Consider the following 24,275-nt stretch of genomic DNA (forward strand, 5'->3'; position numbering starts at 1 on the left):
AGCCAGTTGGGGTTGGGGATGTCTTCGGGGCGGACGGTGTGGACCCGCGACGGGTCCAGCACCCGGGCCGCGGTCAGGGTGTGGGGCAGGCAGTCGAGGGCCTTGAAGCCCTTGTGCACCGCCACCTCCAGGATGGCGGTCGAGGCGTCCAGGCTGGCATACACCACTTGCACCCCCTTGGGGTTCCAGCGCCCGCCGCTGCCTTCGGCGCCAATGCCGCTGTTCCAGGTCGAGGCATGCCGGGCCTGGTCGAGGCGCCAGAAATGCAGGGCCGGGGCCAAGGGGTCAGTGAGCATCAGTAGACCCCGAACTCGAGCCGGTGCAGAAAGTCCGTCACCAGTTCATAGCCCACCGGGTTGGCCAGCAGGTCGATGGGGACTTCGCCATCCAGGCCCAGCGCCGGCTGGGTCATCCAGTCTTCGGCCAGCGCCCGGGAGCCCAGCACCGCCTCGGCCTTTTCCAGCACTTGCGCGTAGTGCAAGGCGCGGGCGCTCTGTTCGGGGGTCAGGGCCTGGTCCTGGTTCTTCAGGCGCCGCGCCAGGGTGCGCTCGGAAAACCCGACGATCTTCGCCAGCACGTTGTAGCGCTTGAAGGCCTCGACCGACTCCACCAGCTCGATCACCGCGCCCAGGGAGAACCCCAGCTGGGTGGCCCTGAACACCGCCATCGGGTCATCGGCGTCAGTGCCCGGCAGCAGCCCGCGCACCATGGGCGAAGGCAGCGCATAGACCGCCGCCTCTTCGCGCAGCAGGTTGGTCTTGGGGCTGCGGATGCGGCTGGCGGAGGGCTTGCGCGGTTCGACCTTGGCGATGGCCTTGGGCGCACTGCCCTTGGCCTTCTCAGCCTCGGCCGAAGGTTTCACGGTGGCGGTTTTCTTGGCGGCGGCGGTCATGATCATCTCCCGGCCTGATGACAGATGGCATTCACTCTAATGCCATTTGGCAAAATAAAGAACCACCAGCTTACCAACGGTCGTCAGGCCCCGGTGACGCTTCGCCGGCATGAGCCACGGCGCGGCTCAGCCATGCGCCCTCTCCAACGCCCCCTCGATATCCTCGGTGGCAACCGCAGTGCCCTCCAGCCACAGGCTGTTGTCGGCCAGGCGAATACTCAGGCGGAGCGCCTCACGCTCTCCGGGGTACTTGCGCAACAGCAGCTCCACCGCCGCCGTCGATGACGAGCAGGACACCAGGTCCCACGGCCCGCCACTCAGGTCCAGCAGCACCCGGCCATCGCGAGCATCCACCACCCTGGGTGCGTACACCCAATGGCTCATGCGCATTTCATGGGGCTCGACGCTGATCGTCAGGTGTTCATAACGCTTGGGGTCCATGACCGCTCCTTGGTAGCTGCTCGCCGGTCGATAGCCGTCACGCGCAATGCAGGAATATCGCGTCATCGTTCTTCGCGCGCAAGCTGCGCTCCTACAGAAGCAGAGCCGCGCGGTGGTACGGGGGGACGATCCGTTGCGTGCTTCTCGTTCCCACCTCGCGGATTCGCTACTATGTCCGCCAGTTACCTGCCTTCTGCCCAGCCACTGCGGAGCCTCAATGCCCAACCCCAAGGACATCGCCAGCGATAGCGGCGCCCCGATGATTCCCGAGCAGCGTCGCGAGCTGATCCTGCGCCAGTTGCGCAAGCACCAGGTGTTGAGTGTGCATCAGTTGATGGAGATGTTCGACTGCTCGCACATGACGGTGCGTCGCGACATTGCCCTGCTGGAGCAGGAAGGCCGGGCCTATTCGGTGACCGGTGGGGTGCGTATCGCCAGCCAGTTGCACAGCGAGCCGAGCCACCAGAGCAAGGCGGTGGTCGAGCTGCCGCAGAAGCAGGCCATGGCCCGGCTGGCGGCGCGCCTGCTGCACGCGGACATGACGGTGTACCTGGACGCCGGCACCAGCACCCTGGAGATCGTGCCGTACATCAAGGCGCTGTCGGGCATGACCGTGGTGACCAACGACTTCGGTATCGTCCAGGCGCTGATGGAGGCGCCGCAGGTGACGGTGATCCACACCGGCGGCCAGCTCGACCACGACAATCATTCCTGCGTCGGCGGGCTGGCGGTGGCGACCCTGCGTCAGGTGGTGACCGATATCGCCTTTATGTCCACCAGCTCCTGGGACCTGCGCCGCGGCATCACCACGCCGTCGGCGTTGAAGGTCGAGGTCAAGCAGGTGGCGATGCAGTCGGCGTCCCAGGTGGTGCTGGTGGCCAGCAGTTCGAAGTACGGCACCTTCAGCATGTACCGCATCGCCGGGCTGGAGCAGTTCGACGTGATCATCAGCGACGACGACCTGGCCCAGGCCGCGGCGGACGGGATTCGCAAGCAAGGGGTGGAACTGCTGCTGCCGTCCGACTCGCAAGCGGTTGCAGCGAAAGACTGACAACCGCTGCGCGGGTGCCGCTCACCGGTGCTGCTTTCTGAACCACAGCACACAGGCAATATCCCGCAGGTCTTCACCCAGCCCGTCGAGGGCGACCCGGGTGGTGCGGCGAATGCGCCGCAGCCACTCCACCACCGCGCACAGGCTGGCGAAAAAGAACAACAGCACGAACAGTTGCCGCAAGCCAAAGCCCTGGTCCAGCCCTTGGGCGCGGAAGTGGTTCCACAGCCAGAGACCGCAGGCGGCGCTCAGCACCACCAGCAGCACGCTGGCGATATTGATCCACTGACCAAGAATGGTGGTGCGCCGGGCACGGCGGTATTCGCGCTCGATGCGCTCCAGGGTCACGGTGGGGATCTGTTCCCAATGCAGATCGCGCGGGCGACAAGACGCGTCGTCCAGGCCCGACTGATCGACGAATATCGACTTTTCCATGCTCACCGCTCCCATTGATGGCACCAGTGATGGCCCTGGCGACAGGGAGCCAATGTACCCGCAGCTGGGGAGCGAAGGCCGACACCTCCAGAAATGTTCAGATTCCCGCAGAATCGCGGTTTTCGGGCGGCGCGCGCTACCCCGTGGCGCCGCCCTGCCCGCCCCTCAGAAGGCTTTCCAGTCCCGCAGCCATTGCAGGCCGGCCGAGGTATCGCCGCGCGGCCGGTACTCGCAACCGACCCAGCCGTCGTAGCCCAGCTGGTCCATCAGCGCGAACAGGTACGGGTAGTTCAGCTCGCCCAGGTCCGGCTCGTGGCGGTCCGGCACGCCGGCGATCTGGATATGGCCGATGCCGGCGAAGTCGCGACGCAGCTTGGTCGCCAGGTCGCCTTCGACGATCTGGCAGTGGTAGCAGTCGAACTGCACCTTGAGGTTGCTCGCGCCGACTTCCTTGCAGATCGCCTGGGCCTGGTCCTGGCGGTTGAGGAAGAAGCCCGGCATGTCGCGGGTGTTGATCGGTTCCAGCAGCACCGTGACCCCGGCCTTGGCCGCCTGGGCGGTGGCGTAGGCCAGGTTCTCCAGGTACACCGCGTGATGGCGTTCGCGCAGCTCTTCCGAGGGCAGCAGGCCGGCCATCACGTGGATGCGCGAGTTGCCCAGCACCGCGGCGTATTCCAGGGCGCGCTCGAAGCCGGCGCGGAACTCCGCCTCGCGCCCCGGCAGGGTCGCGGTGCCCCGCTCGCCCGCCGCCCAGTCGCCGGGCGGTGCGTTGAACAGCGCCTGGACCAGGCCGTTGTCGCTCAGGCGCTGCTTGAGCTCCTGGGGGCTGTAGTCGTAGGGGAACAGGTATTCCACCGCTTCGAAACCGTCGGCCGCCGCGGCGGCGAAACGCTCGAGAAACCCGTGTTTCGGGTAGAGCATGCTTAGGTTGGCAGCAAAACGAGGCATGTTGGCTCCTAAAAACGGCTCAGACAAAAGGCCAGATCAGCAAGGTAATACAGAAACCCAGGGTGCCGAGCAAGGTGGTGATGACGGTCCAGGTGCGCAGGCCATCGGCGACGTTGAGCCCGGCGAGCTTGGTGAAGATCCAGTAGCCGGCGTCGTTGATATGCGACATCGCCAGCCCGCCACCGCCCATGGCCAGGCACAGCAGCGCCATGTGGTTGGGGGTCAGGCTCAGGGTGGCGATCAGCGGGCTGATGATCCCGGCGGTGGTCACCAGGGCCACGGTGGTCGAACCCTGCACCGCGCGCAGCAGCATGGTCAGCAAAAAGCCCAGGGCCAGCACCGGCAGGCCGGTGGTGCGCAGCAGGTCGGAGACCACCGCGCCGATCCCGGTGTCCACCAGCACCTTGCCGAACACCCCGCCGGCCCCGGCGATCAGGATCACCATGGCCACGCCCGGCAAGGCCGAGCCGATCACGTCCGACACCTGGTTGCGGCTCCAGCCACGGCGCGAACCCAGCAGCCAGGCGCACAGCAAGGTATCGATCAGCAGCGCCACCAGCGGCGCGCCAAGCACGGTCATGATGCCGCGCAGGGTGGATTCGGCCGGCAGCAGCGAAGTGGCCAGGGTGCCCAGCAGGATCAGCACGATCGGCAGCAGGATCAGGCTGACGATCAGGGCGAAACCCGGCGCGGGTGCCGGCGGCAGCTTGGCGACTATGGCGCTGGTGGACTCTTCCAGGCCCATGTGGGACACGGCCACCGCGGCCTGTTGCGGGTCCTTGGCATTGCCGTTGGTCCAGGCCAGCAGGTCCTCGTTGGTCACGTGAGGGCCATAGACTTCGGCGCGGATGTCGTCGGTCATCGGGTAGAAGCGCCGGGTCATGCGCCCAGCCACGCGGTAGCCGACGTAGCACAGGAAAGCGGTGATCGGCAGGCCGAACATCAGCACCCGGCCCAGGTCGGCGCCCAGCTGGCTGGCCGCGGCCACAGCGCCCGGATGGGGCGGCAGGAACGCATGCACGGTGAGCAGCGCCGCGCACATCGGCAAGGCGAACACCAGCAGCGGCTTGCGCGCCCGGCGAGCGACGCCATAGGCCAGCGGCATAAGGATGATCACCCCGACTTCGAAGAATACCGGCACGCCGATGATGAACCCGGCGATGGTCAGCGCCAGCGGCGTGCGGCGGTTGCCGAAACGCTCGATCAGGGTCTTGGCCAGGGCCTCGGCGCCGCCGGACAGCTCGATGATCCGCCCGATCATGGCGCCGAGGGCGATGATGATCGCGATATGGCCGAGGGTCTTGCCCATGCCGCCTTCGATGGTCGCCACCAGATCAGCCGGTTTCACCCCGGCCACCAGCGCCACCAGGATGCTCACCAGCATCAGCGCGACAAAGGGCTGGAACTTGTACTTGAGCACCAGGAACAGCAGCAGCGCGATGCCCGCGCCGGCCGTCAACATCAGGATAAGCGGGCTCATTGCGCGGCCCCTCCCTCATAAGAGAAAGAAGCGCCGGTGAAGCCAAAACAGCTGCAGTCAGGGAACGTCATGCGGGGATGTCCTGTTGTTATTGTTTTTTAAAGGCAAGCCGGGGCCGTCGAGAGACTGAGGACAACTCCCGGGCGGTGCTTGCAATGTCGGTTTACAGTTTCGAGTTGCAGCAGCGCGCTACCTACCAGTGCGCGCCGAAGGTCTCGCGCAGCTCATCCAGGGCTGCCTGATCCAGCGGCGCCGGCCTGGGGTTGCTCATCAGCCAGAGTCGCGCGGTTTCTTCCAGTTCTTCCAGGGCGTAGCTGGCCTTGGCCACCGAGCTTTCCCAGACCACCGGCCCCAGGCGTTCAAGCATCACCCCGCGCACGCTGTTGGCCAGTTGCGCCACCTGCTCGGCGACCTTGGGCGAACCCGGGCGCTGGTAGCCGATCAGCGGAATGTGCCCGACCTTCATCACCTGGTACGGCGTCAGCGGCGGCAGGATGTCATCCGGCTGCCATACCCCGGCCAGGGTCAGCGCCACCAGGTGGGTGGAATGGGTGTGCACCACGCCGCCGACGCCCGGGTTGCGGTCATAGACCTGGCGATGCAGGGCCAGGGTCTTGGACGGTTTGTCGCCGGACACCCACTCCCCCGCCAGGTTGACCTTGGCGATGGTCGCCGGGTCGAGGCGGCCGAGGCAGACGTCGGTCGGGGTGATCAGCCAGCCATCGTCGAGGCGCGCGCTGATGTTGCCGGCGCTGCCCACGGTGTAGCCGCGCTGGTAGAGGCTGCGGCCGACGTCGCAGATCTCTTCGCGCAGGGCCTGTTCCTTGTCCGCCGCGGCGCTCATCGGGCACCTCCGGCCAGTTGCTTGAGGGCCTTGGCGAAGAAGTCGCGGCTGCCGAAGTTGCCGGACTTCAAAGCCAGCGCCAGCGGTTCGCTGGAGTTGCTGATTGTGGCCGGCACGCCCGGGTCGATCTGCGCGCCGATCTGCAGCAGGTTGACCCCCAGCGCCTTGACCACCGCGCCGGAGGTTTCGCCACCGGCAATCACAAAGCGGCGCACGCCGTTCTGGCGCAAGCCCGCGGCGATCTCGCCCAGGGCGTTCTCCACCAGCGCGCCGGCGCGTTCGACGCCGAGCTGCTGTTGCACCGCCTTGACCTCGGCCGGGGTGCTGGTGGCGTAGATCAGTACGGTTTCGTCACTGTCGCGGGCAAAGGCCAGGGCGTTTTCCACCACCGGCTCGCCGGCGGCCAGGGCCATGGGGTCGATGCGCAGGGCCGGACGGTCGGCCTCCAGCCAGGCCGCGACCTGGCCGATGGTGGCCACCGAGGCACTGCCGGCCAGCACCACTTCGTCGCCTGCAACGGTCGGCAGCGACGCCGCGTCGAAGTCGCGCAGTTTGCCGGCGCGGCGAAAGTTGCCCGGCAGGCCCAGGGCCAGGCCGGAACCGCCGGTGAGCAGCGGCAGGTCGGCGCAGGCGCTGCCCAGGGTGTAGAGGTCCTGATCGGACAACGCATCGGCAATGGCCATGCCGACGCCCTGCGCGCGCAGTTCGGCGATTTTCGCCCGCACCGCCTCGACGCCCCCGGCGATGCTGTCGTAGCGCAGCAGGCCGACTTTCAGTTGGGTCTGGGCCTGCAGCACGCGCACCAGGTTGGCGTCGGTCATCGGCGTCAGCGGGTGATGCTGCATGCCCGACTCGCTGAGCAACTGGTCCTGGACGAACAGGTGGCCGCGGAAAATGGTCCGGCCGTTTTCCGGGAACGCCGGGCACGCCAGGGTGAAATCACTGTTCAGGGTCTTGAGCAGGGCCTCGCTGACCTGGCCGATATTGCCGGCGGCGGTGGAGTCGAAGGTCGAGCAGTACTTGAAGAAGATCTGCTCGCAGCCCTGTTCGCGCAGCCAGTCCAGGGCCGCGAGGGATTCCTCGACTGCGTCCTGGACTGGCGTGGTGCGCGACTTGAGGGCGATGACGATGGCGTCGGCATCCAGCCCGGCCGCCACTTCGCGGCTGGGGATGCCGATGCTTTGCACCGTGCGCATGCCGCCGCGCACCAGCATGTTGGCAAGGTCAGTGGCGCCGGTGAAATCGTCGGCGATGCAGCCCAGCAACGGGCGTGCGGTGGAATGGGTCATGGAGCGTTCCTCAGACAGGCTCGGGCTTGGCGGTCGGCAGGTCGATGCCCGGAAAAATCTTGATCACCGCCGAGTCGTCCTCGCGGCCGAAACCGGCGCTGGAAGCCTGCATGAACATCTGGTGCGCGGTGGCCGACAGCGGCAGCGGGAATTTGCTGGCGCGGGCGGTATCCAGCACCAGGCCCAGGTCCTTGACGAAGATGTCCACCGCCGACAGCGCTGTGTAGTCGGCCTTGAGGATGTGCGGCACGCGGTTCTCGAACATCCAGGAGTTGCCGGCGCTGTGGGTGATCACTTCGTACAGGGCGTCGGCATCCACCCCTTCGCGCAGGCCCAGGGCCATGGCTTCGGCGGACGCGGCGATGTGCACCCCGGCCAGCAGCTGGTTGATGATCTTGACCTTGGAACCCAGGCCGTGGGCGTCGCCCAGGCGATAGACCTTGCCCGCCATGCCGGCGAGTATCGCTTCGGCCTTGGCGTAGGCGGCAGCCGGGCCGGAGGTCATCATGGTCATCTCGCCGGCGGCGGCCTTGGCCGCGCCGCCGGAGATCGGCGCGTCGAGGTACAGCAGGCCCTGCTCGGCCAGGCGCTCGCCCAGCTCCACGGCGTAGGTCGGCGCCACGGTGGCGCAACCGATCACCAGGCTGCCGGCACCCAAGGCCGACACGGCGCCCTCTCCACCGAACAGCACGGTTTCGGTCTGCTCGGCGTTGACCACCACGGTGATGATCACATCGCAGGCCTCGGCCATCCGCGCCGGCGACGCACAGGCCACCCCGCCTTCGCTGGCGAACTGTTGGGTGACCGCTTCACGCACGTCACAGGCATGCACATTAAAACCTGCGCGCAGCAACGAGCGGGCAATGCCCAGGCCCATCGCGCCCAGGCCGACAACACCGACATTCTTGTTATTCATGGGGTACTCCAGGGGTGACAGCAGCCTGGTCCACGCCGGCAAGGCGCGGGCGGCGGGCCGCAGGATGAATGGGAGCACGGGCGGCGGGGGCGACAGGGTCGCCTGGCGGGTGAATCGAGACCTTGTCGGACATCGAGGGCCGTCCTGTGATTTGTTGTTATCAGGTTGTGGCCGATCATCTACCAATGAACAGATTATGTGAAGTATTTTTTCAATCTAACATTTATTAACATTGTCGAACATGAGCTCCAGGCAGCTCGTGACAGCCTTGCAGCCCGCGCAGAATCAAACGGACGAGCGGTAGCCCATTGCGACCAGCGCACTGATCTGCGTCAACCAAACGTCTACACTCGAGACCGATGCTGTTAGGCGCAACATCACCGATCAGTGGTACCGCCCTTCATCGCCCACCCATTGACGGTGGGCGTGGGACGGCGCTGTATGGTCAGTCCGCAATGCTTGAACAAGGATATTCAACATGGCAAAGATCAATGTATTGGCTGGTGATTTTCTACAAGGGAATGGCGAGTACCGACAGGGCGTCTTCAAGTTGCCGACCGTGACCAACCCCTCCCCGGGCGTCGAGGTCAAAGCCTCCGCATTCAAACACCTGGAAATCGCGACACAGGACAGCATCACCAACAGGGACGCCATTGGCTACGGCATCGCCGGGGCCATGCTGCTGGGTCCGGTGGGTGCGCTTGCGGGCTACCTGATAGCCGGCAAGGAAACCGAGGTGACCTTCATCGGCACCTTCAAGGATGGCCGCAAACTGCTGGCGGCCACAGACAGCGAAACCTACCGGGATATCGAAAAACGACTGACAGCCTAGGGTCCGTCGCCTGCCCATGCCCACAACTTCGGGCATGGGCTTCTCCCCTTCCCTACACCGATCCGGCTTCGCCCGGCACAGTCCGGCGTTGCTGGCGTTTGCCTTCCAGCCAGATCACCAGCCCCAACAGGCTGCCGCCGGCAATCAGCAAGCTGACGAACCAGCCCAGGGTGTCCGCCAGTTGGGTGAAGAACAGCGTGTACAGCTGGATGAAGAAGGTCGCGCCATAGCCCACCAGCATGGAAAAGCGCAGGCGAATGCCCAGTGCCAGCAAGCCCAGGCTGAACGCCGCCCACAGCCCATTGAACAGCACCAGTTCGCCGGACTCGGCCAGGTGCCACGGACCGTCGATCAGGTCGTAGCTGCCGAACAGCGACAACAGCCACAACGACATCTGGGCCATGAACAACCCGGCGGAAATCCACACCTTGGCAAAGCCGCGATAACGGGCCAGCGTCGAGGCCTCGCCCCACAGATGGACAAAGCCGAACAGCACCATGGCCAGGGCCGCGCCGAGGAAGCGCAGCGGGTAGTTCATACCGAACCAGTAGGCGCCCCACCCCGACTCATAACCGCTGCGCCCGCCGAACCAGATAAAGAACAGCACGCTGCACAGGGTCAGCAGCAAGACGTTGTTCAGCACATAACTGAGCGCCAGCAACAGCAGCAGGTCCACCAGCAACAACGCCGGCCAGTTGCCCGAGCCGTCGGAATAGATCATGCCCAGCACCAGGCTCAAGCCGATCAGGGCAAAACCGCCGAGCAACTCCAGGGTCGCGCCGAGCAGCTTCAGCTGTTTGCCCAGCAGCCAGCGCCCGGCGACGAACAAGCCAACCATCAACAGGCCAAGGCCGCCCGCCAGCTTCGGCAAGGTGAACGTCAGGTGCTCATGCAGCAGGATCAGCAAGCCCGCCGCCAGGCTGATGGCGCCGAAGGTCAGGAACCAGCGCCCCAGGGAACGCCAGTCCCAGCGGGTCTGCGGGTACAGCTCGGCGATCCGCGCGTGGGCCTGGGTGTCGATCAGGCCGTCGCGCAGCCATTGGTCCAGGGCGTTGTGCACCTGGCGATTGCGGCGATCCGGGTTCATTGGCCAGCCTCCCCGGCGCGCAGCGCGGTGCGTTCGAACAACCAGCCCAGGAGCATGCCGAGGGCGCCGGCCACGGCAAAAAACACCGCGGCGCTCAGCTGTTCCCAGGCGTACTCATAAAAGCGCGTGTACAGGTCGATGCCGAGGAACACCACGCCAAAACCGGTGAAGCTGGGGTGCTTGAAGCGCGCGCCGAGCACCAGCTGGACGATGGCGCCGAGGGTGAACAACAGGGTCCAGGTCAGGGTCTGCCGGTAAGCTTCCTCCAGGCTGAGGAACCACAGCGAACAGTTGAAGTACAACAATCCGAAGATCACATACAGCCGTCCGAAGCCACTGAACCGGCGCAAGGCGTGATCCTCGGCGCGCTGGTGCCAGAGCCCCAGGAGCGCAGTCAACGCAGCGATCACGGCCATGGAGCGCGGGTCCTGGATGCCAAAATAGTACGTGCCGGAACCGCCATACCACTCCCACGAACCCAGGCCGTGGAAGACGCAGAGCAGGCCTAGCAACAGCGGCCAGCGCAGGCGATAGCCATAGGCGGTGGCGATGCTCAGGGCGGCGGTGACCAGCAGCGCCAGGGGCAGGTTGCCGAAGTCGCCGGTCTCGCTGTCGGAGCTGCCCAGCAACAGGCTGGCGCCCATCAGGATCAGGCCGATGGTCAGGATCGCCACCCCGGTGACCGGCATGCGCCGCGCCGGGTCGCGGGCCAGGCGCGCGCCGATCAGCCACAGCCCGGCACCGGCGGCGAAAAACAGCACCGCCCCCACCAGCACCGACTCGGCCAGCAGGCCAATGCCGCCCAGCACCGCCATGCCGATCAGCAGCACCGCGCCGATGCCCAGCCATTGCAGGACCGTGGACAAGCGGTGTTCGGGACGTTCGTACAGGGCGCCGAGCCGCTGCTGCGCCTCGGCATCGATCAGGCCACGGTGGCGCCAGTCGGCGATTTCGTGGAGCAACATCTGCTGGGTGGTTTTTCTCATGGCGCTCTTGGGGCTGGGGACATGGGGACCGGCTGCATACCGGCTATAGACTCGACAGCATAGCCAAGCGCTGCGCAGCCGTTTGTCTATCAAGACGCCCAGCGGACCGCCGCGCGGCACGCCGTGACCACAAAAAAGCTGATCCCAGCTCGTTACTGTAGGAGCGAAGCTTGCTCGCGATAGCCGTTAACGATAACGCCCACTGACTGGGTAAACGCGGCGCTCTCACGTTCATCGCGAGCAAGCTCGTTCCTACAACCTCCTTAGCTGTTGGCGCGCGAACCTCGGCGGCAGCCCCTACTCCGCCGTCGTCGGATCGATGATTGAGGTGACTCGCGATACCCGGTCCGCCGGAAAACCGCCTAGCCTGGCGTGCTCCCTGACGAGTTCCTCGTCCGGGGAGATATAGACACAATAGATCTTGTCGCCCGTGACGTAGCTATGCAGCCACTGCACTTGCGACCCCAGCTCACTGATAACCTTGCAGGATTTTTGCGAGATCTGTTGCAGATCCTGCGGCGTAAGCGCCCCGGCTTCCGGCATCTCGCGCTCAATGACGAACTTTGGCATGACAACCTCCACTTCGTGAATGGCCGGGGCACGCCGACAAACAGCGTTACCCCGTATATTGGCCGAGGCAGACAGCCCTCGGCGGATCGCCAACGGTCTGCTTGCCCGTTACCTGCCAAGCGCTGCCGCCAATAGCGGCGCGGCCTGTTCATCGGTCAACGCCGGGTGCACTTCCATGCGCAGCAGGTCGCTCCACTCAAGCACCCATTTCTGCATCAGCGCGAGATCGCTGGTTTCCGCGATCCCAAACCCCGTCATACCGCCGACGGCATGCCAACGCCCCAGCATGCTCACCCCTGCGGGTGGCGCCCCACCCGTCTTGAGAAATCGCTCGATCGCACTGTTACGACGTTCGGGACTGATTGACCAGCTGACAATGAATAACATTTGCCACCTCCAGCGAAACTGGCGCCCGTTGTTCTGCGCGCGCACCTGGCAGGCACCTTGACCACGGCCACGCATCGGTATCGACCCGCATTCCGTCTGGTCTGAAACGATTGTCCCAAGGGAAGGAATAGCAGCCTTGCGCCCCCGCCGCATGACCGCCGATCCTGTTCCCGCCCCCAGCATGAAGCCACCGGTCAGCGGCCCAATTGCTCGCGCGCCCCAGGCCGCTTGAAAGCACGCTCGTTTGGCCCTGCGACACCCTCGTTGCAGCGTCGGAGGGCCGGTAGATAAAGCCTCATCCGGGGGCTATACCTATGCATAGCGGTCGGCCCTACACCTAAGGAAGGGGGAAAAGACCATGGACAACAGCAATGGCTCAGGTAACAACCTCGTCCTCTGGTTACCGGGTAGCGCCCTCATCCTCAGTCTGGTCGTCTCGACCTTCGCCCTCACTCGCGAGCCTTTCCTCGAACCACGCCCCATCGGCGCGCAATTCCAGGCGCAACCACCGATAGAAGCGCGCCTGTGGCAGGACCCGTTCGATGCGCTTGAGCGTCATCGCAAAAAGTTCAAGGACGGTAACAAGCCCCCAAGTAATGACTTTGAATGCAGTTCCGATCTTGTTGTCGTTACGCCAGCGGTCCTGGACGAAAAAAAAACGCAACAACCGCCAGAGCCTCCCCAACTCATGGTGGCGCTGGTCGAAGGCGGCCCATACGCCGATGAAGTGGAAATGCGCCGGCGCATTCGTTATGCAATCCTGGCCGGGGTCAAAAACTCGCGCATGGTGCCCGAGGACGAGCAGCACATCCGTTGCCTGGCCCTTGCCGACGACCTGTCAGGCGAGCTGAAAACCGATGCGCAAGGCAAGCTGAAGCGCGTAGAAATCCCCTATGAAACCTTCATCGCCAATCCATTCGACCCACCCAGGGACATACAGGACAGACCGCGTCCATCCGCCCAGACCATACTGCTCTGGGTAAAGCAGGAGCTTCTTGGTTCGAACCCGCTACAACAACTCGAAACATTGCGCCTCACCCTGCAGAAAGAGGTTCCCTCGGCTTGCCCATCCCAAGAAAGCTGCCCGAAGCCGACACTGCTGAAAGTCATCGGCCCCTCCACCTCGAAAGTCCTGCTCGATATGTATCGGGACGAAGCCAACGGCTACGCCAAGCCCAATATCGAGATTTACTCCCCCCTGGCCACTGCTGATTACGACATATTGATGCATGCCCTGGACAAGCCCTCGCCCGGCGAAGCAACCTCCCAGCAGCAAACACCAGCGGCGCCGAAACGCTCCATGAACCTGCTGCGCACCGTCAGCCACGACGGCACCATGACGCGCCTGCTGCTGGAGGAACTGAAGCTGCGCCATGTGGATCCAGTCGCGGGTGTGGAATGCAGCCAAGGGGCATTGCTGCGGGTCGGCACCCGCTGCGGCTCTGGAGGCTGGCCGCGCTCCAATCGCATCGCGCTGGTCTCCGAGTGGGACAGTTTCTACAGCCGCGCACTGAGCGAGAGTTTTAAATCGCAGGTTGCCCAGGATGCCGGCATCGACAGCAAAGACCAGGCGGCGGTCAATGACTGGGTATTGCGCTTCAGTTACCTGCGAGGCGTGGACGGGCGTTTGCCAGAGGAGGTCGCCAGCGGCAACAAGGCGCCTGGTAGCGACGACAATAAAAACAGCAAGGACAAGAACACCCTGGATCTGAGCCCGCTGGAAAAGTCCGACGGCAATTCCCAGCTCGATTACCTGCGCCGCCTCGCCGACCATATCGCGCGCGAGGACGAAGCCTATCGCCGCAAGGGCACCAGCGGTATCGGCGCCATCGGTGTGCTGGGGGCCGATACCTACGACAAGCTGCTGGTGCTGCAGGCCCTCAAGGGCCGGATGCCGAACAAAGTGTTTTTCTCCACCAACCTCGATGCGCGCATGCTCCAGCGTGGCCAGGCCCAGACCACCCGCAACCTGGTCCTGGCAGCACCCTACGGGCTCACGCTGACACGCGCCCTGCAACAGGATGTGCCGCCGTTTCGCGAGAGTCTGCAAAGTGCCGTGTTCATCGCGGTTCTGGCTGCCCAGGCACCACAGGACTACGAGGCCAAGCGGGCGAAGTTCGACTACTCCAAATCGGAGCTGCTTTCGCCGGGCATCTATGAGGTGGGCATCAGCGGCTTCATCCCCCTGTCAAACAAGCAGAGCGCCGAACGCCCCAAGGATTGCGCGGCACCCGGCCAGACCCGGCAAGCAACGCACGACCTCATGGCGTTGCGTTGCCTGCAGGATCCTTCGCCCCCTCCTTATCCCGAACTCTCCCAGTCGGTACGCGACAAGCTCGATGAAAGACAGTCGTTTTTCTGGGCCGGGCCGCTGACGTTCATCCTGCTGGTAGTGGTGATCCTCCTTGGCTGGTGGTGGACCTATGCGCAATCCAGAGACAGCAAACTGCCAGCCTGGGTGCACAGTATCCCGCTGACGCTGTATGTGGTGTCCGGACTGTCGGCGTGGCTCGCCATGCGGTTCTGGCGCGTGGAGTTCATGTGGACCGCCTTCGTACTGATCCTGTTGGGCATCGTTTGCTCGGAACTTATCCGCCGTCATCAGCCCCAACCAGCGCAACCCGGACCGGTCCCCGCTCCTGCAAGCAGTGGCTTGTTCGACGCCTCGGCGTGGTACGTCGTGGTACCGATCGTGGTATTCGTCCTGGCCTTGCTGTGGATGTACCAGATCCGGCGTGTATTGACGGATGACGGGCTGGGTGAGCCGATGTTCCTGTTCGAGGGCATCAGCGCCTGGCCCACCTTGGCCCTGCGCCTGCTCGCCGTGGTCATCTCGATCACGGCGCTGGCCTGGGGTTGGCGCACCCTGCGCATCAACCGTGTCGAGATCGAAAAGGCCTACCACCTGGATCGATACATGAGCAGGCTGCAGATGAGCCTGTGGGGGCAGTTACTGCGCCTGGTCAACCGAGAAAGGGGCACAACGCCACATAGGTGGCGAGCCGCCCTGGGACGCTGCCTGTTCCTGATCCTGTTCCCGCTCTTAGTCAACGAGCGCGACTGGCACACGCCGAAGAGACTGACGACCACAATCCAGTCATATGTTGCCGACAAGCGCAGGATCATTTTCGTCACGAGCTTCTGGAGAGAACACTGCGTGGCTGGCACCTTCGGCGCCCGAATGCTGCGCGCCCTCCTCGCCACCTGGATATTCGTCGTAATCACCAGCGCGCTCTTCGTGCTCTGGCCAATGGAAGGCGCGCCCATTCGGGGCGAGTCATCGATCTGGATGTTGAACTGGCTGCTGCCAACCCTGACCTTCCAGCTGTTGGTGTTCTGGGTAGTGGATGCCAACCTCCTGCTGACACGGTTCATCCGCAACCTGAGCACGCATTACGCGATCTGGCCAAAAGCACTGCGCAAGGAGCACTGGAGGGTTTTCGGCGTGCCTCTGCACCCCTGCATCGACGACTGGATGGACATGCAACTGATCGCCAAGCGCACGGCGACCGTCAATCGCCTGATCTATGCCCCCACGGTCGTCATGCTGATCCTGATTGCGTCACGCAACAGTGTGTTCGACAACTGGCCGACACCGCCCAGCATCGTCATTTCCTTCCTGCTGACAACATTGATCTTGCTCGCTTCCGCGCTGTCGCTGCGCCGTGCCGCGGAACAGGCACGTGGCGCAGCGTTACAGCGTCTGGATAACTACCGGCTGGAAACACCCGAGGACGCACCGATCTACAAGAAGCTCGAACTGATCCGCGGACGCATCGTTGCCCTCAATACCGGAGCCTTCTCAAGTTACTCGCAAGAACCACTGGTGCGCGCCCTGCTGCTGTCGCTGACCGGCGTGGGTGGCTCGCTGATTGTCGACGCATTGAATTACGCGAAGTTCTAGGCGCTGACGGTCAGGGACCAGCGTGGCGGCTCGATGTGTGGCTATGCTTGATCTGTTGCTGGAAGCAATCCCGCCTCGCCGATAACGGGCTACGACGGGCGTCCCCTTTCCGTCAACGCCCCCAGCGCCGCGCGACATCGGCAAGGAGCGGTTCGAGATGCAACTGATCAGCGTGAACATCGACAAGCCGGAAGCCACCAACTTCATTTTCGGCCAGACCCACTTCATCAAGTCCGTCGAGGACATCCACGAAGCCCTGGTCGGCGCCGTGCCGAACATCGCCTTTGGCCTGGCCTTTTGCGAAGCCTCCGGCCAATGCCTGGTGCGCTGGTCCGGCAGCGATCCGACGATGATCGCGCTGGCGCAAAAGAACGCCCAGGCGATCGCCGCCGGCCATAGCTTTATCGTGTTTCTTGGCGACGGTTTTTATCCGTTGAACGTGCTCAACACCCTGAAGATGGTGCCTGAGGTGTGCCGCATTTTCTGCGCGACCGCCAACCCGAGCCAGGTGATTCTCGCTGAAACGGCGCAGGGCCGGGCGGTGCTGGGGGTGGTGGATGGCTTCTGCGCCAAGGGCCTGGAAGGCGACGACGACATCCTCTGGCGCAAGAACCTGCTGCGGCAGATCGGCTACAAACAGTGAGGGTCGCGCAAGATTGCCCTCCGCGCCGACCGGCTACTCGGACGGCGTGGTCCGGCAACTCTTGCGCTGACGGATCTCCTGCTCCGAAGGGCGCTCCTTGACGAACTCGAAGCGCGGCTCGCCCTCGTTGTAAGTGACCAGCCAGCCCCAGTCCAGCTCGGACTCATCCTGGCCCGGTTTCGGCGGCGCGGCCCACCACGGCTCTTTGCTGACGATCTGGCGCATGTCCTCCTCCCATTGATTCGGCCTCATCAACTATAACGTGCAGGCCCTGGGGCACTCGGATTTCGGCTGACCGGCGAACCTGTCGACAGGGCTGCCCCGACCGTCACCGCGCCAGCGCCCATTCGGCCAGCGGCCGATAACGGCCCTTATGCGACTCGTACAGGGCGAAGTGCCGGGCACTCAGCTGAAAATTCGCAGGGGTCTGGGACTCGGGAACCGCTGCCCGATAGTCGCGCATCAAGGTCAAGTGCGGGCGAAATTCCCGCGGCGAATCGACCAGCCCAAGGGGCAGCAGCGCTTCCTGCAAGGCATACACCAGCTGACGCAACGCCAGCGGCGCCTGTGCCGGCGCCAGCAACAAGACCCCGGCCCGGCGCCAGACCTCCAGGCGGTCGAGCGGGACGTGCAGCGCCTCACCGGGCGTTCGCACGTTCGCCGCCGCGGCGCAGATCCGCGGAATCTGCGCCACGGTGACCGAGCCCAGGAACATCAGGGTCAAATGAAAGTTTTCCGCCGGCACCGGCCGGCCGCTCCTGAGCCCCAGGGCGCTGCGCCACTGGGCAATGGCCCGGCGTTGGGCGGCGGTGCAGGGCAAGGCAAAGAACAGCCGCTTGAACGGCTCGCCCTGCTCGCGGGACTCATCATGCATGCCCTGTCCTCCCCATTCGGTTCGGGCGAAGTGCTGCCTATCAGGTTACTCCCCCACCGGCCCTCTGCGAGTCGCCCACCGGGAATCCCAGGCCGGTTTCGCCCTTTCTTGAGTTCAGCATAAAGAAGGCAACAAGACGCCGCGTCTGTCGGCATTCGGTCATTTTTATCGGTTGTAATGCGCATTGACGTCCGCCCCACGCAAAGGAAGAGCCCGATGAGACTCGCGTCCTACAACGTTGAAAACCTGTTCAACCGCGCCAAGGCCATGAACCTGGAAGGCTGGGCCGAAGGCAAGCCGGTGCTGGAGCGTTTCGCCAAGCTCAACCAGCTGCTGGGCGAGCCCATCTACACCGACCAGGACAAGGCGCAGATGGTCAAGCTGCTGATCGAACTGGGCCTGAGCAAGTCGGACAAGGGTCCGTTTGTGATCCTGCGGCAGAACCGCGGCAGCCTGGTCAAGCGGCCCAAGGCCGGCGGCCTGGAGATTGTCGCCAACGGCCGCACCGAGTGGGTCGGTTCGCTGGAGCTGATCGAGGCCCCGGTGGACCTGGAAGCGATGCGCAATACCGCGCGGGTGATGATCGACCTGCACGCCGATGTGCTTGCGGTGGTCGAGGCGGAAAGCCGCCCGGCCCTGCGCGACTTCAACACGGAAATCATCGGTGCCCTGGGAGGCCCGCTGTACCGGCATGTGATGCTGATCGACGGCAACGATACGCGGGGCATCGATGTCGGCCTGATGACCGCCGCAGGCTACCCCATCGGCCAGCTGCGCAGCCATGTCGACGACACCGCGGCCAACGGCGAGCTGATTTTTTCCCGCGATTGCGCGCAGTTTCATATCCCGCTGCCTTCTGGAAAACAGAAGGACAAGCAGCTGATCGTCCTGGTCAACCACCTCAAGAGCAAAGGCTTCGGCGGCCTTGCGGCCTCGGCGAAAAAACGCCTGGCCCAGGCCGAGCGGATCAAGCTCATCTACCAAGAGCTGGTGGCCCAGGGCGAGGCCTATATCGCGGTGGTCGGCGATTTCAACGACACCCCGGACAGCGCGCCGCTGGAGCCCTTGCTCAAGGGCACCGACCTCAAGGATGCCTTTGTCCATCCGGCCTTCGACGACGGTGGTTACCCCGGCACCTTCGACACCTGCAAGGCGGCGAACAAGATCGACTACCTGCTGCTCTCCCCGGCGCTGTTCGCCACCGTCACCGCCGGCGGCGTATGGCGCAAGGGCATGTGGCCGGGCAGCCAGCCCAAGCGCTGGGAGGTCTACCCGCAGCTGGACAAGAAGGAAAACGCCGGCTCGGATCACGCGGCGGTGTGGGTCGACCTGGACCTGTAGGCCGCAAGGCCCCGCTCGCGAGCGGGGCCTGAGGGGTGGCCTGGTCAGCCCTTGACGGTGGCGCTGGCGGCCTCGTGGATAAAGGCCGCGACCTCCGCCGCCCGCGAGGCCAGCGAGGCATGGGAACTGGCCAGGGTGAGGGTCTTTTGTGGGTTGAGCCGGGCCGCCATCATTTGCTGGTTGCGCGGATGGATCATGCGGTCGTCGCTGGAGATCTGGTACCAGGAGGGCTTTTTCTTCCAGGCCGGCGCACTGATGGTATCGCCGAAGGTGCTGGCCAGCGGCGCCTTCTGGGTCACCGCCATGACCAGCGCTTCGTCGGCGCCCAGGTCCTGACAGAAGCTCTCATGGAAGGCCGCTGGCTTGAGCCACAAATAGCCATCGCTGTCGGGCTCGAGGTTGGCCGCCGCCGCGGGCAGGTGCTGCTGGGTGATCCAGCCCGGGCTTTCCCCGGCATCCGGGGCGAAGGCGGCGATATACACCAGCCCGACCACGTTGGGCTGGTCGCCCACTTCGGTAATCACCGCGCCGCCGTAGGAATGCCCCACCAGCAACACCGGGCCATCGACCTGGGCAATCATCTTGCGGGTGCGCTCGACGTCATCGGCCAGCGACGTCAAGGGCATCTCCACCGCGCGGATCGCGCTGTAACCCTTGCGCGCCAGCTCGATGATCACCTTGCTCCAATGGGCCGCATCGCCCCAAAAACCGTGCACCAACACAATCGTAGGCTGACCACTCATGAGCTTGAATCCTCTGTCTGGATAAAGACCGCTCGCCGATGGCGGCGGTACTGCCGGGCCCTGGGCATTGCGGGGCAGGTCGCTCGTCAAGTGACAGGCAGGAGACGCCCTCCCCCGTGCTGGCTTATGCTCGGGCACGCTCATTATCGAAGGGGACGGTGCCGACCGACCATGACCGAAAAGCCGAAGACTGTGCAGAGACACCTGCCCCCAGCCGTCCCGCCAGCCGACCTCCGGCACCCGGCCGCCGATGTGTTTTTCGAAGTGTTCAGCCTGGCGCGGATGCATGGCGAGCTGCTGGGCGAGACGCTGCTGCGACCCGGCCAGCTGCTGCAGCGAGCGGCGGGCGGCGCCTGCTTCCATGTGATCCAGGACGCCGGCTGCCAGCTCAGGCTCGACGGCAATAACCAAACCACCAGCCTGATGCCCGGGGACATCCTGTTCGTGCCCCACGGCCAGGCTCATCAACTGCACAGCGCTGCGGATGCCAGCCCGGACCTGCCAGCGCGCATCACCAGCGGAGTCTTCCGGTTCGAGGGCGGGTGCGGCCAGGCCTTGAGCCAGGGTTTGCCCGGGGTGCTGCAAGTCAGCTGCCAGGGCGAGGACCCGAGCGACCTGATCGGCTCCCGTGAATGGCTGTCGCTGACGGTGGCGGCGATGCAGAAGGAAGTGCGCAACCCGTCGATCGGCAGCAGCATCATGCTGTCGCGGATCATCGACCTGATGTTTATCTGGGCCGTGCGCCATTGGCTGGCCCACGCCCCGCAAGGCATCAGCGGCTGGATCGCCGCCCTGCGCGACCCGCTGGTCGGCCAGGCGCTGGCGCTGCTGCACGCCGAACCGGGCGCGGCGTGGAGCGTCGAGCGCCTGGCCGGCCTGGTCAACCAGTCGCGCTCCAACCTGGCGCAACGCTTCACCCGCCTGGTGGGCCAATCGCCAATGCGCTACCTGATGCACTGGCGCATGCAACTGGCCAGTCAGCGCTTGCAGACCTCCAGCCTGCGCATTTCACGGATCGCCGAACAGCTGGGCTATGAATCCGAAGCCGCCTTCAGCCGGGCCTTTCGCCGCGAGTTCGGGGTCGCCCCCAGCGAATATCGCTCACGGGGTTGAGCGGATTTGCTGCCACCTTTCCGGTCCGGGACCTCAGCCCCGCCCTTGTAACGCCGCGACCAACGCCGCCGAGGCGTTGTACAACGGCACCCGGCCCTTGAGCAGGATCTGCGCGCTGCGCCGGTAGGCGGCCGCGTCGATGCGCATTGAGGCACCCTCCTCGCGCGCGGTGATCAAGGTGTCCAGCACCCCCGCCGGGTTTTCGATCGACACCGGGTATTCCGCCGTGGTGGCGCTCAGGGGCTTGGGCGTCTTGAGCAGTTCATAGGCCACGGTGCCTTGCGCCAGGCAGGCGGCGGCCAGGCAGCAGCCACCGGAGACGGCCAATGAAGGATGGGCGTTTTGCGGGGTGAAATAGCGGGTGTTGATATCGCCCGCGCCCTGGGCCGGGCTGACGATGCAGATCTTCGGCAGGGTTTCGCTGCGTTGCAGCTCCTCGGCGCTCATCAAGGCGCCGCCGCGGTTGCGCAGTTGCATGCGCAGGCCGCCCTCGACCATCAAGCCGATCAACCGGGCCTTGAAGTCGGCATCGGCGTCCAGTTGCGCCGGGGTTTCCAGGCCGGTCTTGCCCAGGTCCGCGGCCTGGACGATGACCATTGGCACCGCCACGTCGAGGCAGGTGGCGCGCACGCCATTGAGCAGGTCGATGCGTTGCCCGGTGGGAAACAGCTGGCCGGTCTTGGCTCCCACCGGGTCGCTGAGAAACAGGTCGACCCCTGGGAACACGCCATTGACCCCGGGAATGCGCGTATCGCTCAGCAAGCGACCGTCGCGGAACGCCAGGCGCGCGAGCATGGTGGTCTGGGTATTGCTGTTGAAGATCTCGATCTGCGCGCTGTCCTCGTCCGCGCTCAGCCAGCCACGCTCCAGGGCGTATAGGGGCAAGGCCGCGGACATGTTGCCGCAGTTGACGCTCCAGTCGATCGCGCTTTTACCCGCCGCCAGCTGTGCCAGGGTGCTGACCATCCGCGCCTCGCCAGGCTGGCGCTCGGCGATGAACACCTTGTTGCTGGTGGGCCCGCCACGGCCCAGGCCGGTGATCTGGTTATTGCCCGGCAGCTCGCCGCTCAACGGCACCCCCATCAGGTGGCGCAGCAGTTCTTCGACCAGCAACGGGTCCTCGGGCAGGGTTTCGCGAGCCAGGATCAAACCGGTGGAGGTACCACCGCGCGCATGCCAGACAGGGAATTCAACGACGCCGGCGCGGATTTCGGGAAGGTCCAGTTCAAAAGGCATGATCGGGCTCGCAGTGAGGGACGACAGGCAGCGATCATAAACCGCGGCCTGGGCGAGCGCAGCTTTCCAGGTCCAGGGCCGTGCGCGCCCTGCAGGGCAGCCAGGCAGATGAACGAACTTGAACTAGTATGGATTGCGTAAGGCCCGCGCCATCGGGCTGTCCCATGGCCGTGGCTGACCAAGGTGCTTCATAAGCGGTTGCGTGCGAGCTGAAGGCTTCCGGGAGGCGAATCATGCTCGATCAGATTGCGCTGGGCATGCTTGTTTTTGCCGGGATAGTGCTGTTCTACGGAATCATTGTCCTGCACGACATTCCCTACGAAATTGCCGTCCATCGGAACCACCCACATCAGGACGCCATTCACGCGGCAGGCTGGGTCAGTCTGTTCACGCTCCATGCCCTGTGGCCGTTCCTGTGGATCTGGGCCATGTTGTACCGCGAGGACCGGGGCTGGGGGTTCGCGACCGACAAGGCGCGGATGCAGGCCGAAAGAGATCTGGCCCAAGAACTGGCCGAGCTGCGACAGCGGATCGAGCGACTGGAAGGACAATCCCGGACCGGGCCCCGTCCGGAAGGGAAGCTGTGACCCATGGACCTGCTACTGATCCTGACCTACACCGCCATCTGCGTGGCCATCTTCAAGATCTTCCGTATCCCGCTGAACAAATGGACGGTGCCCACCGCCGTGCTGGGCGGCGTGGTCTTGATCGGCGCGCTGATTTTCCTGATGAACTACAACCACCCCTATTCAGAAGTGGCGCGCTCCTACTTCGTCTCGGTGCCCGTGATCCCGGTCGTTACCGGCCGGGTGATCGAGGTGCCGGTCCAGGGCAACACGCCGCTGGAGCCGGGCGACGTGCTGTTTCGCATCGACCCCGAGCCTTTCGAGAACCGCCTCAAATCCCTCAAGGCCCAGCAGTTGGCGGCGCGGGGCGACCTGTACCGGATCAACGAGTTGATCAAGCGCAACTTCGGCACCCGCCGCGAGCAGGAAGCCGCGATTGCCCGGGTCGACGACCTGCAGGCTCAGATCGACAACGCCCAGTTCGAGCTGGACAGCACCGTGGTCCGCGCCCCGAGCAAAGGCTTCGTCACCCACGTGTCGCTGCGCCCGGGAATGATGGCGAGCAAGCTGCCGCTGCGCCCGTCGATGGTGTTCGTTCCGGACGAAGGCCAGTATTTTGCGGCCTGGATGCGCCAGAACAGCCTGCTGCGCCTGGTCCCGGGGGACGAGGCGGAAGTGGCGTTCGACGGCATACCCGGCCGGGTGTTCAAGGGCCGGGTGAAGAATGTCATCACGGTGATCGGCGAAGGACAGGTCCAGCCGTCCGGCACCCTGCTGAGCTACACCGGCTCACCGCCGCCTGGGCGGGTGCCAGTGGTCATCGAAATCACCGACCCGGACTACCTGCCCTACGCCAGACTCATGCCCGGTGGCGCCTATGGCCAGGCAGCGCTCTACAGCCAGCACTTCCACCATGTGGCGATCATGCGCAAGATCCTCCTGCGCATGTCGGCCTGGATGAACTACATCTTCCCGTTCCATTGAGGAACCGGGGTCGGGCCTGATACTCGGTGCGTTGCAAGTCCAGCTTGATTTCACTACCGGTTGAGTGGCTGCTTTCGCCTGTTGGCCTCGACAGAAAAAGCGGGTGGGCCGCTTGTTTCCCTTCTCTCTATACTGGCTTCCCTGAATGACAGTCAGAGCGCAAATGATGCCCGCCACAGCCGATAAAAATTCCCAGGTCATTTTGGTCTTGGCTCAACAAAGCGACTTGGACAATCTTGTAGCCATTCGAATCGAGGCCATGCGCGAAAGCCTGGAGCGGGTTGGGCGATTTGATCCAGTGCGCGCACGCGAACGCTTTCTTAGCGGGTTTGAGGCCCGCAATACACGCTACATCGAGGTATCTGGAGAGAGGGTTGGTTTTGTCGTGGTCAAGCACCGGCGCACTGAACTCTTGCTCGACCACTTGTATGTGAGACCGACCGCGCAGGGATCAGGGATAGGCTCTGCTGTTCTCGCCCAGATTTTCAAAGAGGCGGATGTGGCTGGGCTCCCTATTAGAGTGGGTGCCCTTAAAGGCAGCGCTTCGAATCGTTTCTATACCCGCCACGGTTTTCAATTCATCGAAAGCGGTGAATTCGATAATTACTATATTCGTCAGTGCATTCCGACGATGGGCCTATCGCGCTGATGTCCCCTGCTGCAAGGCTGTGCAAGCCTGCAAAACCTTCACTCTTCGCCGTTGACCGGCTACG

Annotated in this window: 26 protein-coding genes; 9 read left to right on the plus strand and 17 right to left on the minus strand. The window is 64.4% G+C overall.

Translation table 11 applies throughout. The features are described from left to right. From AC07Y9_RS30355 to AC07Y9_RS30365, 3 genes are all read right to left on the minus strand, one after another. On the minus strand, window positions 1–296 hold a 296-nt coding region (locus AC07Y9_RS30355), incomplete at its 3' end, for an RES family NAD+ phosphorylase (RefSeq protein ID WP_158246003.1). Then, window positions 296–892 (minus strand): Xre family toxin-antitoxin system antitoxin, encoded by a 597-nt coding sequence (locus AC07Y9_RS30360; protein ID WP_102679397.1) that lies wholly within the window; start codon window positions 890–892, stop codon window positions 296–298. The genes AC07Y9_RS30360 and AC07Y9_RS30355, both read right to left, overlap by 1 nt. Before the next feature lie 126 nt (window positions 893–1,018). Beyond that, on the minus strand, window positions 1,019–1,333 hold the full coding sequence (locus AC07Y9_RS30365) for a hypothetical protein (protein ID WP_102679398.1): 315 nt from the start codon (window positions 1,331–1,333) through the stop codon (window positions 1,019–1,021). A 217-nt stretch (window positions 1,334–1,550) separates the two neighbouring features. On the opposite strand from AC07Y9_RS30365, the gene AC07Y9_RS30370 reads away from it, so the two are divergent. After that, window positions 1,551–2,384 (plus strand): DeoR/GlpR family DNA-binding transcription regulator, encoded by an 834-nt coding sequence (locus AC07Y9_RS30370; RefSeq protein WP_007931857.1) that lies wholly within the window; start codon window positions 1,551–1,553, stop codon window positions 2,382–2,384. 21 nt (window positions 2,385–2,405) lie between these two features. On the opposite strand, the gene AC07Y9_RS30375 is transcribed toward AC07Y9_RS30370, so the two are convergent. From AC07Y9_RS30375 to ltnD, 6 genes are all read right to left on the minus strand, one after another. Next, on the minus strand, window positions 2,406–2,819 hold the full coding sequence (locus AC07Y9_RS30375) for a hypothetical protein (RefSeq protein ID WP_102679399.1): 414 nt from the start codon (window positions 2,817–2,819) through the stop codon (window positions 2,406–2,408). 165 nt (window positions 2,820–2,984) lie between these two features. Continuing rightward, on the minus strand, window positions 2,985–3,767 hold the full coding sequence (gene otnI / locus AC07Y9_RS30380) for a 2-oxo-tetronate isomerase (RefSeq protein ID WP_102679400.1): 783 nt from the start codon (window positions 3,765–3,767) through the stop codon (window positions 2,985–2,987). A 19-nt stretch (window positions 3,768–3,786) separates the two neighbouring features. Beyond that, window positions 3,787–5,247 (minus strand): GntT/GntP/DsdX family permease, encoded by a 1,461-nt coding sequence (locus tag AC07Y9_RS30385; protein WP_102679401.1) that lies wholly within the window; start codon window positions 5,245–5,247, stop codon window positions 3,787–3,789. 193 nt (window positions 5,248–5,440) lie between these two features. Beyond that, a complete protein-coding gene (gene otnC / locus AC07Y9_RS30390) occupies window positions 5,441–6,091 on the minus strand; it encodes a 3-oxo-tetronate 4-phosphate decarboxylase (RefSeq protein ID WP_087087685.1) in 651 nt (216 codons plus the stop codon). After that, window positions 6,088–7,380, minus strand: a complete 1,293-nt coding sequence (otnK, locus tag AC07Y9_RS30395; RefSeq protein WP_102679402.1) for a 3-oxo-tetronate kinase — start codon at window positions 7,378–7,380, stop codon at window positions 6,088–6,090. The genes otnC and otnK overlap by 4 nt, the downstream gene beginning before the upstream one ends. Before the next feature lie 10 nt (window positions 7,381–7,390). Then, window positions 7,391–8,296 (minus strand): L-threonate dehydrogenase, encoded by a 906-nt coding sequence (gene ltnD, locus AC07Y9_RS30400; protein ID WP_102679403.1) that lies wholly within the window; start codon window positions 8,294–8,296, stop codon window positions 7,391–7,393. Between the two features lie 478 nt (window positions 8,297–8,774). Between ltnD and AC07Y9_RS30405 the strand changes: the two genes are divergently transcribed. Further along, a complete protein-coding gene (locus tag AC07Y9_RS30405) occupies window positions 8,775–9,128 on the plus strand; it encodes a hypothetical protein (RefSeq protein WP_007931870.1) in 354 nt (117 codons plus the stop codon). Between the two features lie 52 nt (window positions 9,129–9,180). On the opposite strand, the gene AC07Y9_RS30410 is transcribed toward AC07Y9_RS30405, so the two are convergent. The 4 genes from AC07Y9_RS30410 to AC07Y9_RS30425 form a co-directional block, all read right to left on the minus strand. Continuing rightward, window positions 9,181–10,215 carry a hypothetical protein gene (locus AC07Y9_RS30410; protein ID WP_102679404.1) on the minus strand — a complete coding sequence of 345 codons (1,035 nt, stop codon included), beginning with the start codon at window positions 10,213–10,215 and terminating at the stop codon, window positions 9,181–9,183. Continuing rightward, complete coding sequence (locus AC07Y9_RS30415) at window positions 10,212–11,201, minus strand: DUF2157 domain-containing protein (RefSeq protein ID WP_102679405.1); 990 nt, start codon at window positions 11,199–11,201, stop codon at window positions 10,212–10,214. Before AC07Y9_RS30415 ends, AC07Y9_RS30410 begins: the two co-directional genes overlap by 4 nt. Before the next feature lie 297 nt (window positions 11,202–11,498). Continuing rightward, window positions 11,499–11,771 carry a DUF4242 domain-containing protein gene (locus AC07Y9_RS30420; RefSeq protein WP_007931876.1) on the minus strand — a complete coding sequence of 91 codons (273 nt, stop codon included), beginning with the start codon at window positions 11,769–11,771 and terminating at the stop codon, window positions 11,499–11,501. Between the two features lie 108 nt (window positions 11,772–11,879). Further along, a complete protein-coding gene (locus AC07Y9_RS30425) occupies window positions 11,880–12,158 on the minus strand; it encodes a DUF3303 domain-containing protein (protein WP_007931878.1) in 279 nt (92 codons plus the stop codon). 358 nt (window positions 12,159–12,516) lie between these two features. Here AC07Y9_RS30425 and AC07Y9_RS30430 point away from each other — a divergent pair, with 358 nt between their 5' ends. Together AC07Y9_RS30430 and AC07Y9_RS30435 are read left to right on the plus strand one after the other, a co-directional pair. Continuing rightward, window positions 12,517–16,062 carry a hypothetical protein gene (locus AC07Y9_RS30430; RefSeq protein ID WP_102679406.1) on the plus strand — a complete coding sequence of 1,182 codons (3,546 nt, stop codon included), beginning with the start codon at window positions 12,517–12,519 and terminating at the stop codon, window positions 16,060–16,062. A gap of 157 nt (window positions 16,063–16,219) precedes the next feature. After that, complete coding sequence (locus AC07Y9_RS30435) at window positions 16,220–16,705, plus strand: adenosine-specific kinase (RefSeq protein ID WP_102679407.1); 486 nt, start codon at window positions 16,220–16,222, stop codon at window positions 16,703–16,705. A gap of 33 nt (window positions 16,706–16,738) precedes the next feature. Here AC07Y9_RS30435 and AC07Y9_RS30440 read toward each other — a convergent pair whose 3' ends face one another. Both AC07Y9_RS30440 and thpR read right to left on the minus strand, forming a co-directional pair. Next, a complete protein-coding gene (locus AC07Y9_RS30440; protein ID WP_007931882.1) occupies window positions 16,739–16,930 on the minus strand; it encodes a hypothetical protein in 192 nt (63 codons plus the stop codon). A gap of 103 nt (window positions 16,931–17,033) precedes the next feature. Beyond that, complete coding sequence (thpR, locus tag AC07Y9_RS30445; RefSeq protein WP_102679408.1) at window positions 17,034–17,579, minus strand: RNA 2',3'-cyclic phosphodiesterase; 546 nt, start codon at window positions 17,577–17,579, stop codon at window positions 17,034–17,036. A gap of 216 nt (window positions 17,580–17,795) precedes the next feature. Between thpR and AC07Y9_RS30450 the strand changes: the two genes are divergently transcribed. Next, window positions 17,796–18,920 carry an endonuclease/exonuclease/phosphatase family protein gene (locus AC07Y9_RS30450; RefSeq protein WP_087087701.1) on the plus strand — a complete coding sequence of 375 codons (1,125 nt, stop codon included), beginning with the start codon at window positions 17,796–17,798 and terminating at the stop codon, window positions 18,918–18,920. Window positions 18,921–18,964: 44 nt separating this feature from the next. On the opposite strand, the gene AC07Y9_RS30455 is transcribed toward AC07Y9_RS30450, so the two are convergent. After that, entirely contained in the window at window positions 18,965–19,663 is a 699-nt protein-coding gene (locus AC07Y9_RS30455; protein WP_102679409.1) for an alpha/beta hydrolase, read from the minus strand. A 171-nt stretch (window positions 19,664–19,834) separates the two neighbouring features. On the opposite strand from AC07Y9_RS30455, the gene AC07Y9_RS30460 reads away from it, so the two are divergent. Next, the gene (locus AC07Y9_RS30460) at window positions 19,835–20,776 is read left to right on the plus strand and encodes a helix-turn-helix transcriptional regulator (protein WP_087087705.1); all 942 of its coding nucleotides are present in this window, start codon (window positions 19,835–19,837) and stop codon (window positions 20,774–20,776) included. Window positions 20,777–20,809: 33 nt separating this feature from the next. Here the strand turns inward: AC07Y9_RS30460 and AC07Y9_RS30465 are convergent, their stop codons facing one another. Then, window positions 20,810–22,012, minus strand: a complete 1,203-nt coding sequence (locus tag AC07Y9_RS30465; RefSeq protein ID WP_102679410.1) for a PrpF domain-containing protein — start codon at window positions 22,010–22,012, stop codon at window positions 20,810–20,812. 233 nt (window positions 22,013–22,245) lie between these two features. On the opposite strand from AC07Y9_RS30465, the gene AC07Y9_RS30470 reads away from it, so the two are divergent. The 3 genes from AC07Y9_RS30470 (at window position 22,246) to AC07Y9_RS30480 (ending at window position 24,211) form a co-directional block, all read left to right on the plus strand. Then, window positions 22,246–22,599, plus strand: coding sequence for a DUF3302 domain-containing protein (locus AC07Y9_RS30470; RefSeq protein WP_102679411.1), 354 nt, complete (start codon window positions 22,246–22,248; stop codon window positions 22,597–22,599). Window positions 22,600–22,602: 3 nt separating this feature from the next. Then, complete coding sequence (locus AC07Y9_RS30475) at window positions 22,603–23,562, plus strand: HlyD family secretion protein (protein WP_053260851.1); 960 nt, start codon at window positions 22,603–22,605, stop codon at window positions 23,560–23,562. A 163-nt stretch (window positions 23,563–23,725) separates the two neighbouring features. Next, window positions 23,726–24,211 carry a GNAT family N-acetyltransferase gene (locus AC07Y9_RS30480; protein ID WP_371919110.1) on the plus strand — a complete coding sequence of 162 codons (486 nt, stop codon included), beginning with the start codon at window positions 23,726–23,728 and terminating at the stop codon, window positions 24,209–24,211. Window positions 24,212–24,275 lie beyond the last annotated feature (64 nt).

The organism is Pseudomonas sp. GW456-L12 (assembly GCF_059424045.1).

Coding starts and splice junctions, on each gene's coding strand:
- AC07Y9_RS30360 (WP_102679397.1), bottom strand. CDS start 892: ATGACCGCCGCCGCCAAGAAAACCGCCACCGTGAAACCTTCGGCCGAG.
- AC07Y9_RS30365 (WP_102679398.1), bottom strand. CDS start 1,333: ATGGACCCCAAGCGTTATGAACACCTGACGATCAGCGTCGAGCCCCAT.
- AC07Y9_RS30370 (WP_007931857.1), top strand. CDS start 1,551: ATGCCCAACCCCAAGGACATCGCCAGCGATAGCGGCGCCCCGATGATT.
- AC07Y9_RS30375 (WP_102679399.1), bottom strand. CDS start 2,819: ATGGAAAAGTCGATATTCGTCGATCAGTCGGGCCTGGACGACGCGTCT.
- otnI (WP_102679400.1), bottom strand. CDS start 3,767: ATGCCTCGTTTTGCTGCCAACCTAAGCATGCTCTACCCGAAACACGGG.
- AC07Y9_RS30385 (WP_102679401.1), bottom strand. CDS start 5,247: ATGAGCCCGCTTATCCTGATGTTGACGGCCGGCGCGGGCATCGCGCTG.
- otnC (WP_087087685.1), bottom strand. CDS start 6,091: ATGAGCGCCGCGGCGGACAAGGAACAGGCCCTGCGCGAAGAGATCTGC.
- otnK (WP_102679402.1), bottom strand. CDS start 7,380: ATGACCCATTCCACCGCACGCCCGTTGCTGGGCTGCATCGCCGACGAT.
- ltnD (WP_102679403.1), bottom strand. CDS start 8,296: ATGAATAACAAGAATGTCGGTGTTGTCGGCCTGGGCGCGATGGGCCTG.
- AC07Y9_RS30405 (WP_007931870.1), top strand. CDS start 8,775: ATGGCAAAGATCAATGTATTGGCTGGTGATTTTCTACAAGGGAATGGC.
- AC07Y9_RS30410 (WP_102679404.1), bottom strand. CDS start 10,215: ATGAACCCGGATCGCCGCAATCGCCAGGTGCACAACGCCCTGGACCAA.
- AC07Y9_RS30415 (WP_102679405.1), bottom strand. CDS start 11,201: ATGAGAAAAACCACCCAGCAGATGTTGCTCCACGAAATCGCCGACTGG.
- AC07Y9_RS30420 (WP_007931876.1), bottom strand. CDS start 11,771: ATGCCAAAGTTCGTCATTGAGCGCGAGATGCCGGAAGCCGGGGCGCTT.
- AC07Y9_RS30425 (WP_007931878.1), bottom strand. CDS start 12,158: ATGTTATTCATTGTCAGCTGGTCAATCAGTCCCGAACGTCGTAACAGT.
- AC07Y9_RS30430 (WP_102679406.1), top strand. CDS start 12,517: ATGGACAACAGCAATGGCTCAGGTAACAACCTCGTCCTCTGGTTACCG.
- AC07Y9_RS30435 (WP_102679407.1), top strand. CDS start 16,220: ATGCAACTGATCAGCGTGAACATCGACAAGCCGGAAGCCACCAACTTC.
- AC07Y9_RS30440 (WP_007931882.1), bottom strand. CDS start 16,930: ATGCGCCAGATCGTCAGCAAAGAGCCGTGGTGGGCCGCGCCGCCGAAA.
- thpR (WP_102679408.1), bottom strand. CDS start 17,579: ATGCATGATGAGTCCCGCGAGCAGGGCGAGCCGTTCAAGCGGCTGTTC.
- AC07Y9_RS30450 (WP_087087701.1), top strand. CDS start 17,796: ATGAGACTCGCGTCCTACAACGTTGAAAACCTGTTCAACCGCGCCAAG.
- AC07Y9_RS30455 (WP_102679409.1), bottom strand. CDS start 19,663: ATGAGTGGTCAGCCTACGATTGTGTTGGTGCACGGTTTTTGGGGCGAT.
- AC07Y9_RS30460 (WP_087087705.1), top strand. CDS start 19,835: ATGACCGAAAAGCCGAAGACTGTGCAGAGACACCTGCCCCCAGCCGTC.
- AC07Y9_RS30465 (WP_102679410.1), bottom strand. CDS start 22,012: ATGCCTTTTGAACTGGACCTTCCCGAAATCCGCGCCGGCGTCGTTGAA.
- AC07Y9_RS30470 (WP_102679411.1), top strand. CDS start 22,246: ATGCTCGATCAGATTGCGCTGGGCATGCTTGTTTTTGCCGGGATAGTG.
- AC07Y9_RS30475 (WP_053260851.1), top strand. CDS start 22,603: ATGGACCTGCTACTGATCCTGACCTACACCGCCATCTGCGTGGCCATC.
- AC07Y9_RS30480 (WP_371919110.1), top strand. CDS start 23,726: ATGATGCCCGCCACAGCCGATAAAAATTCCCAGGTCATTTTGGTCTTG.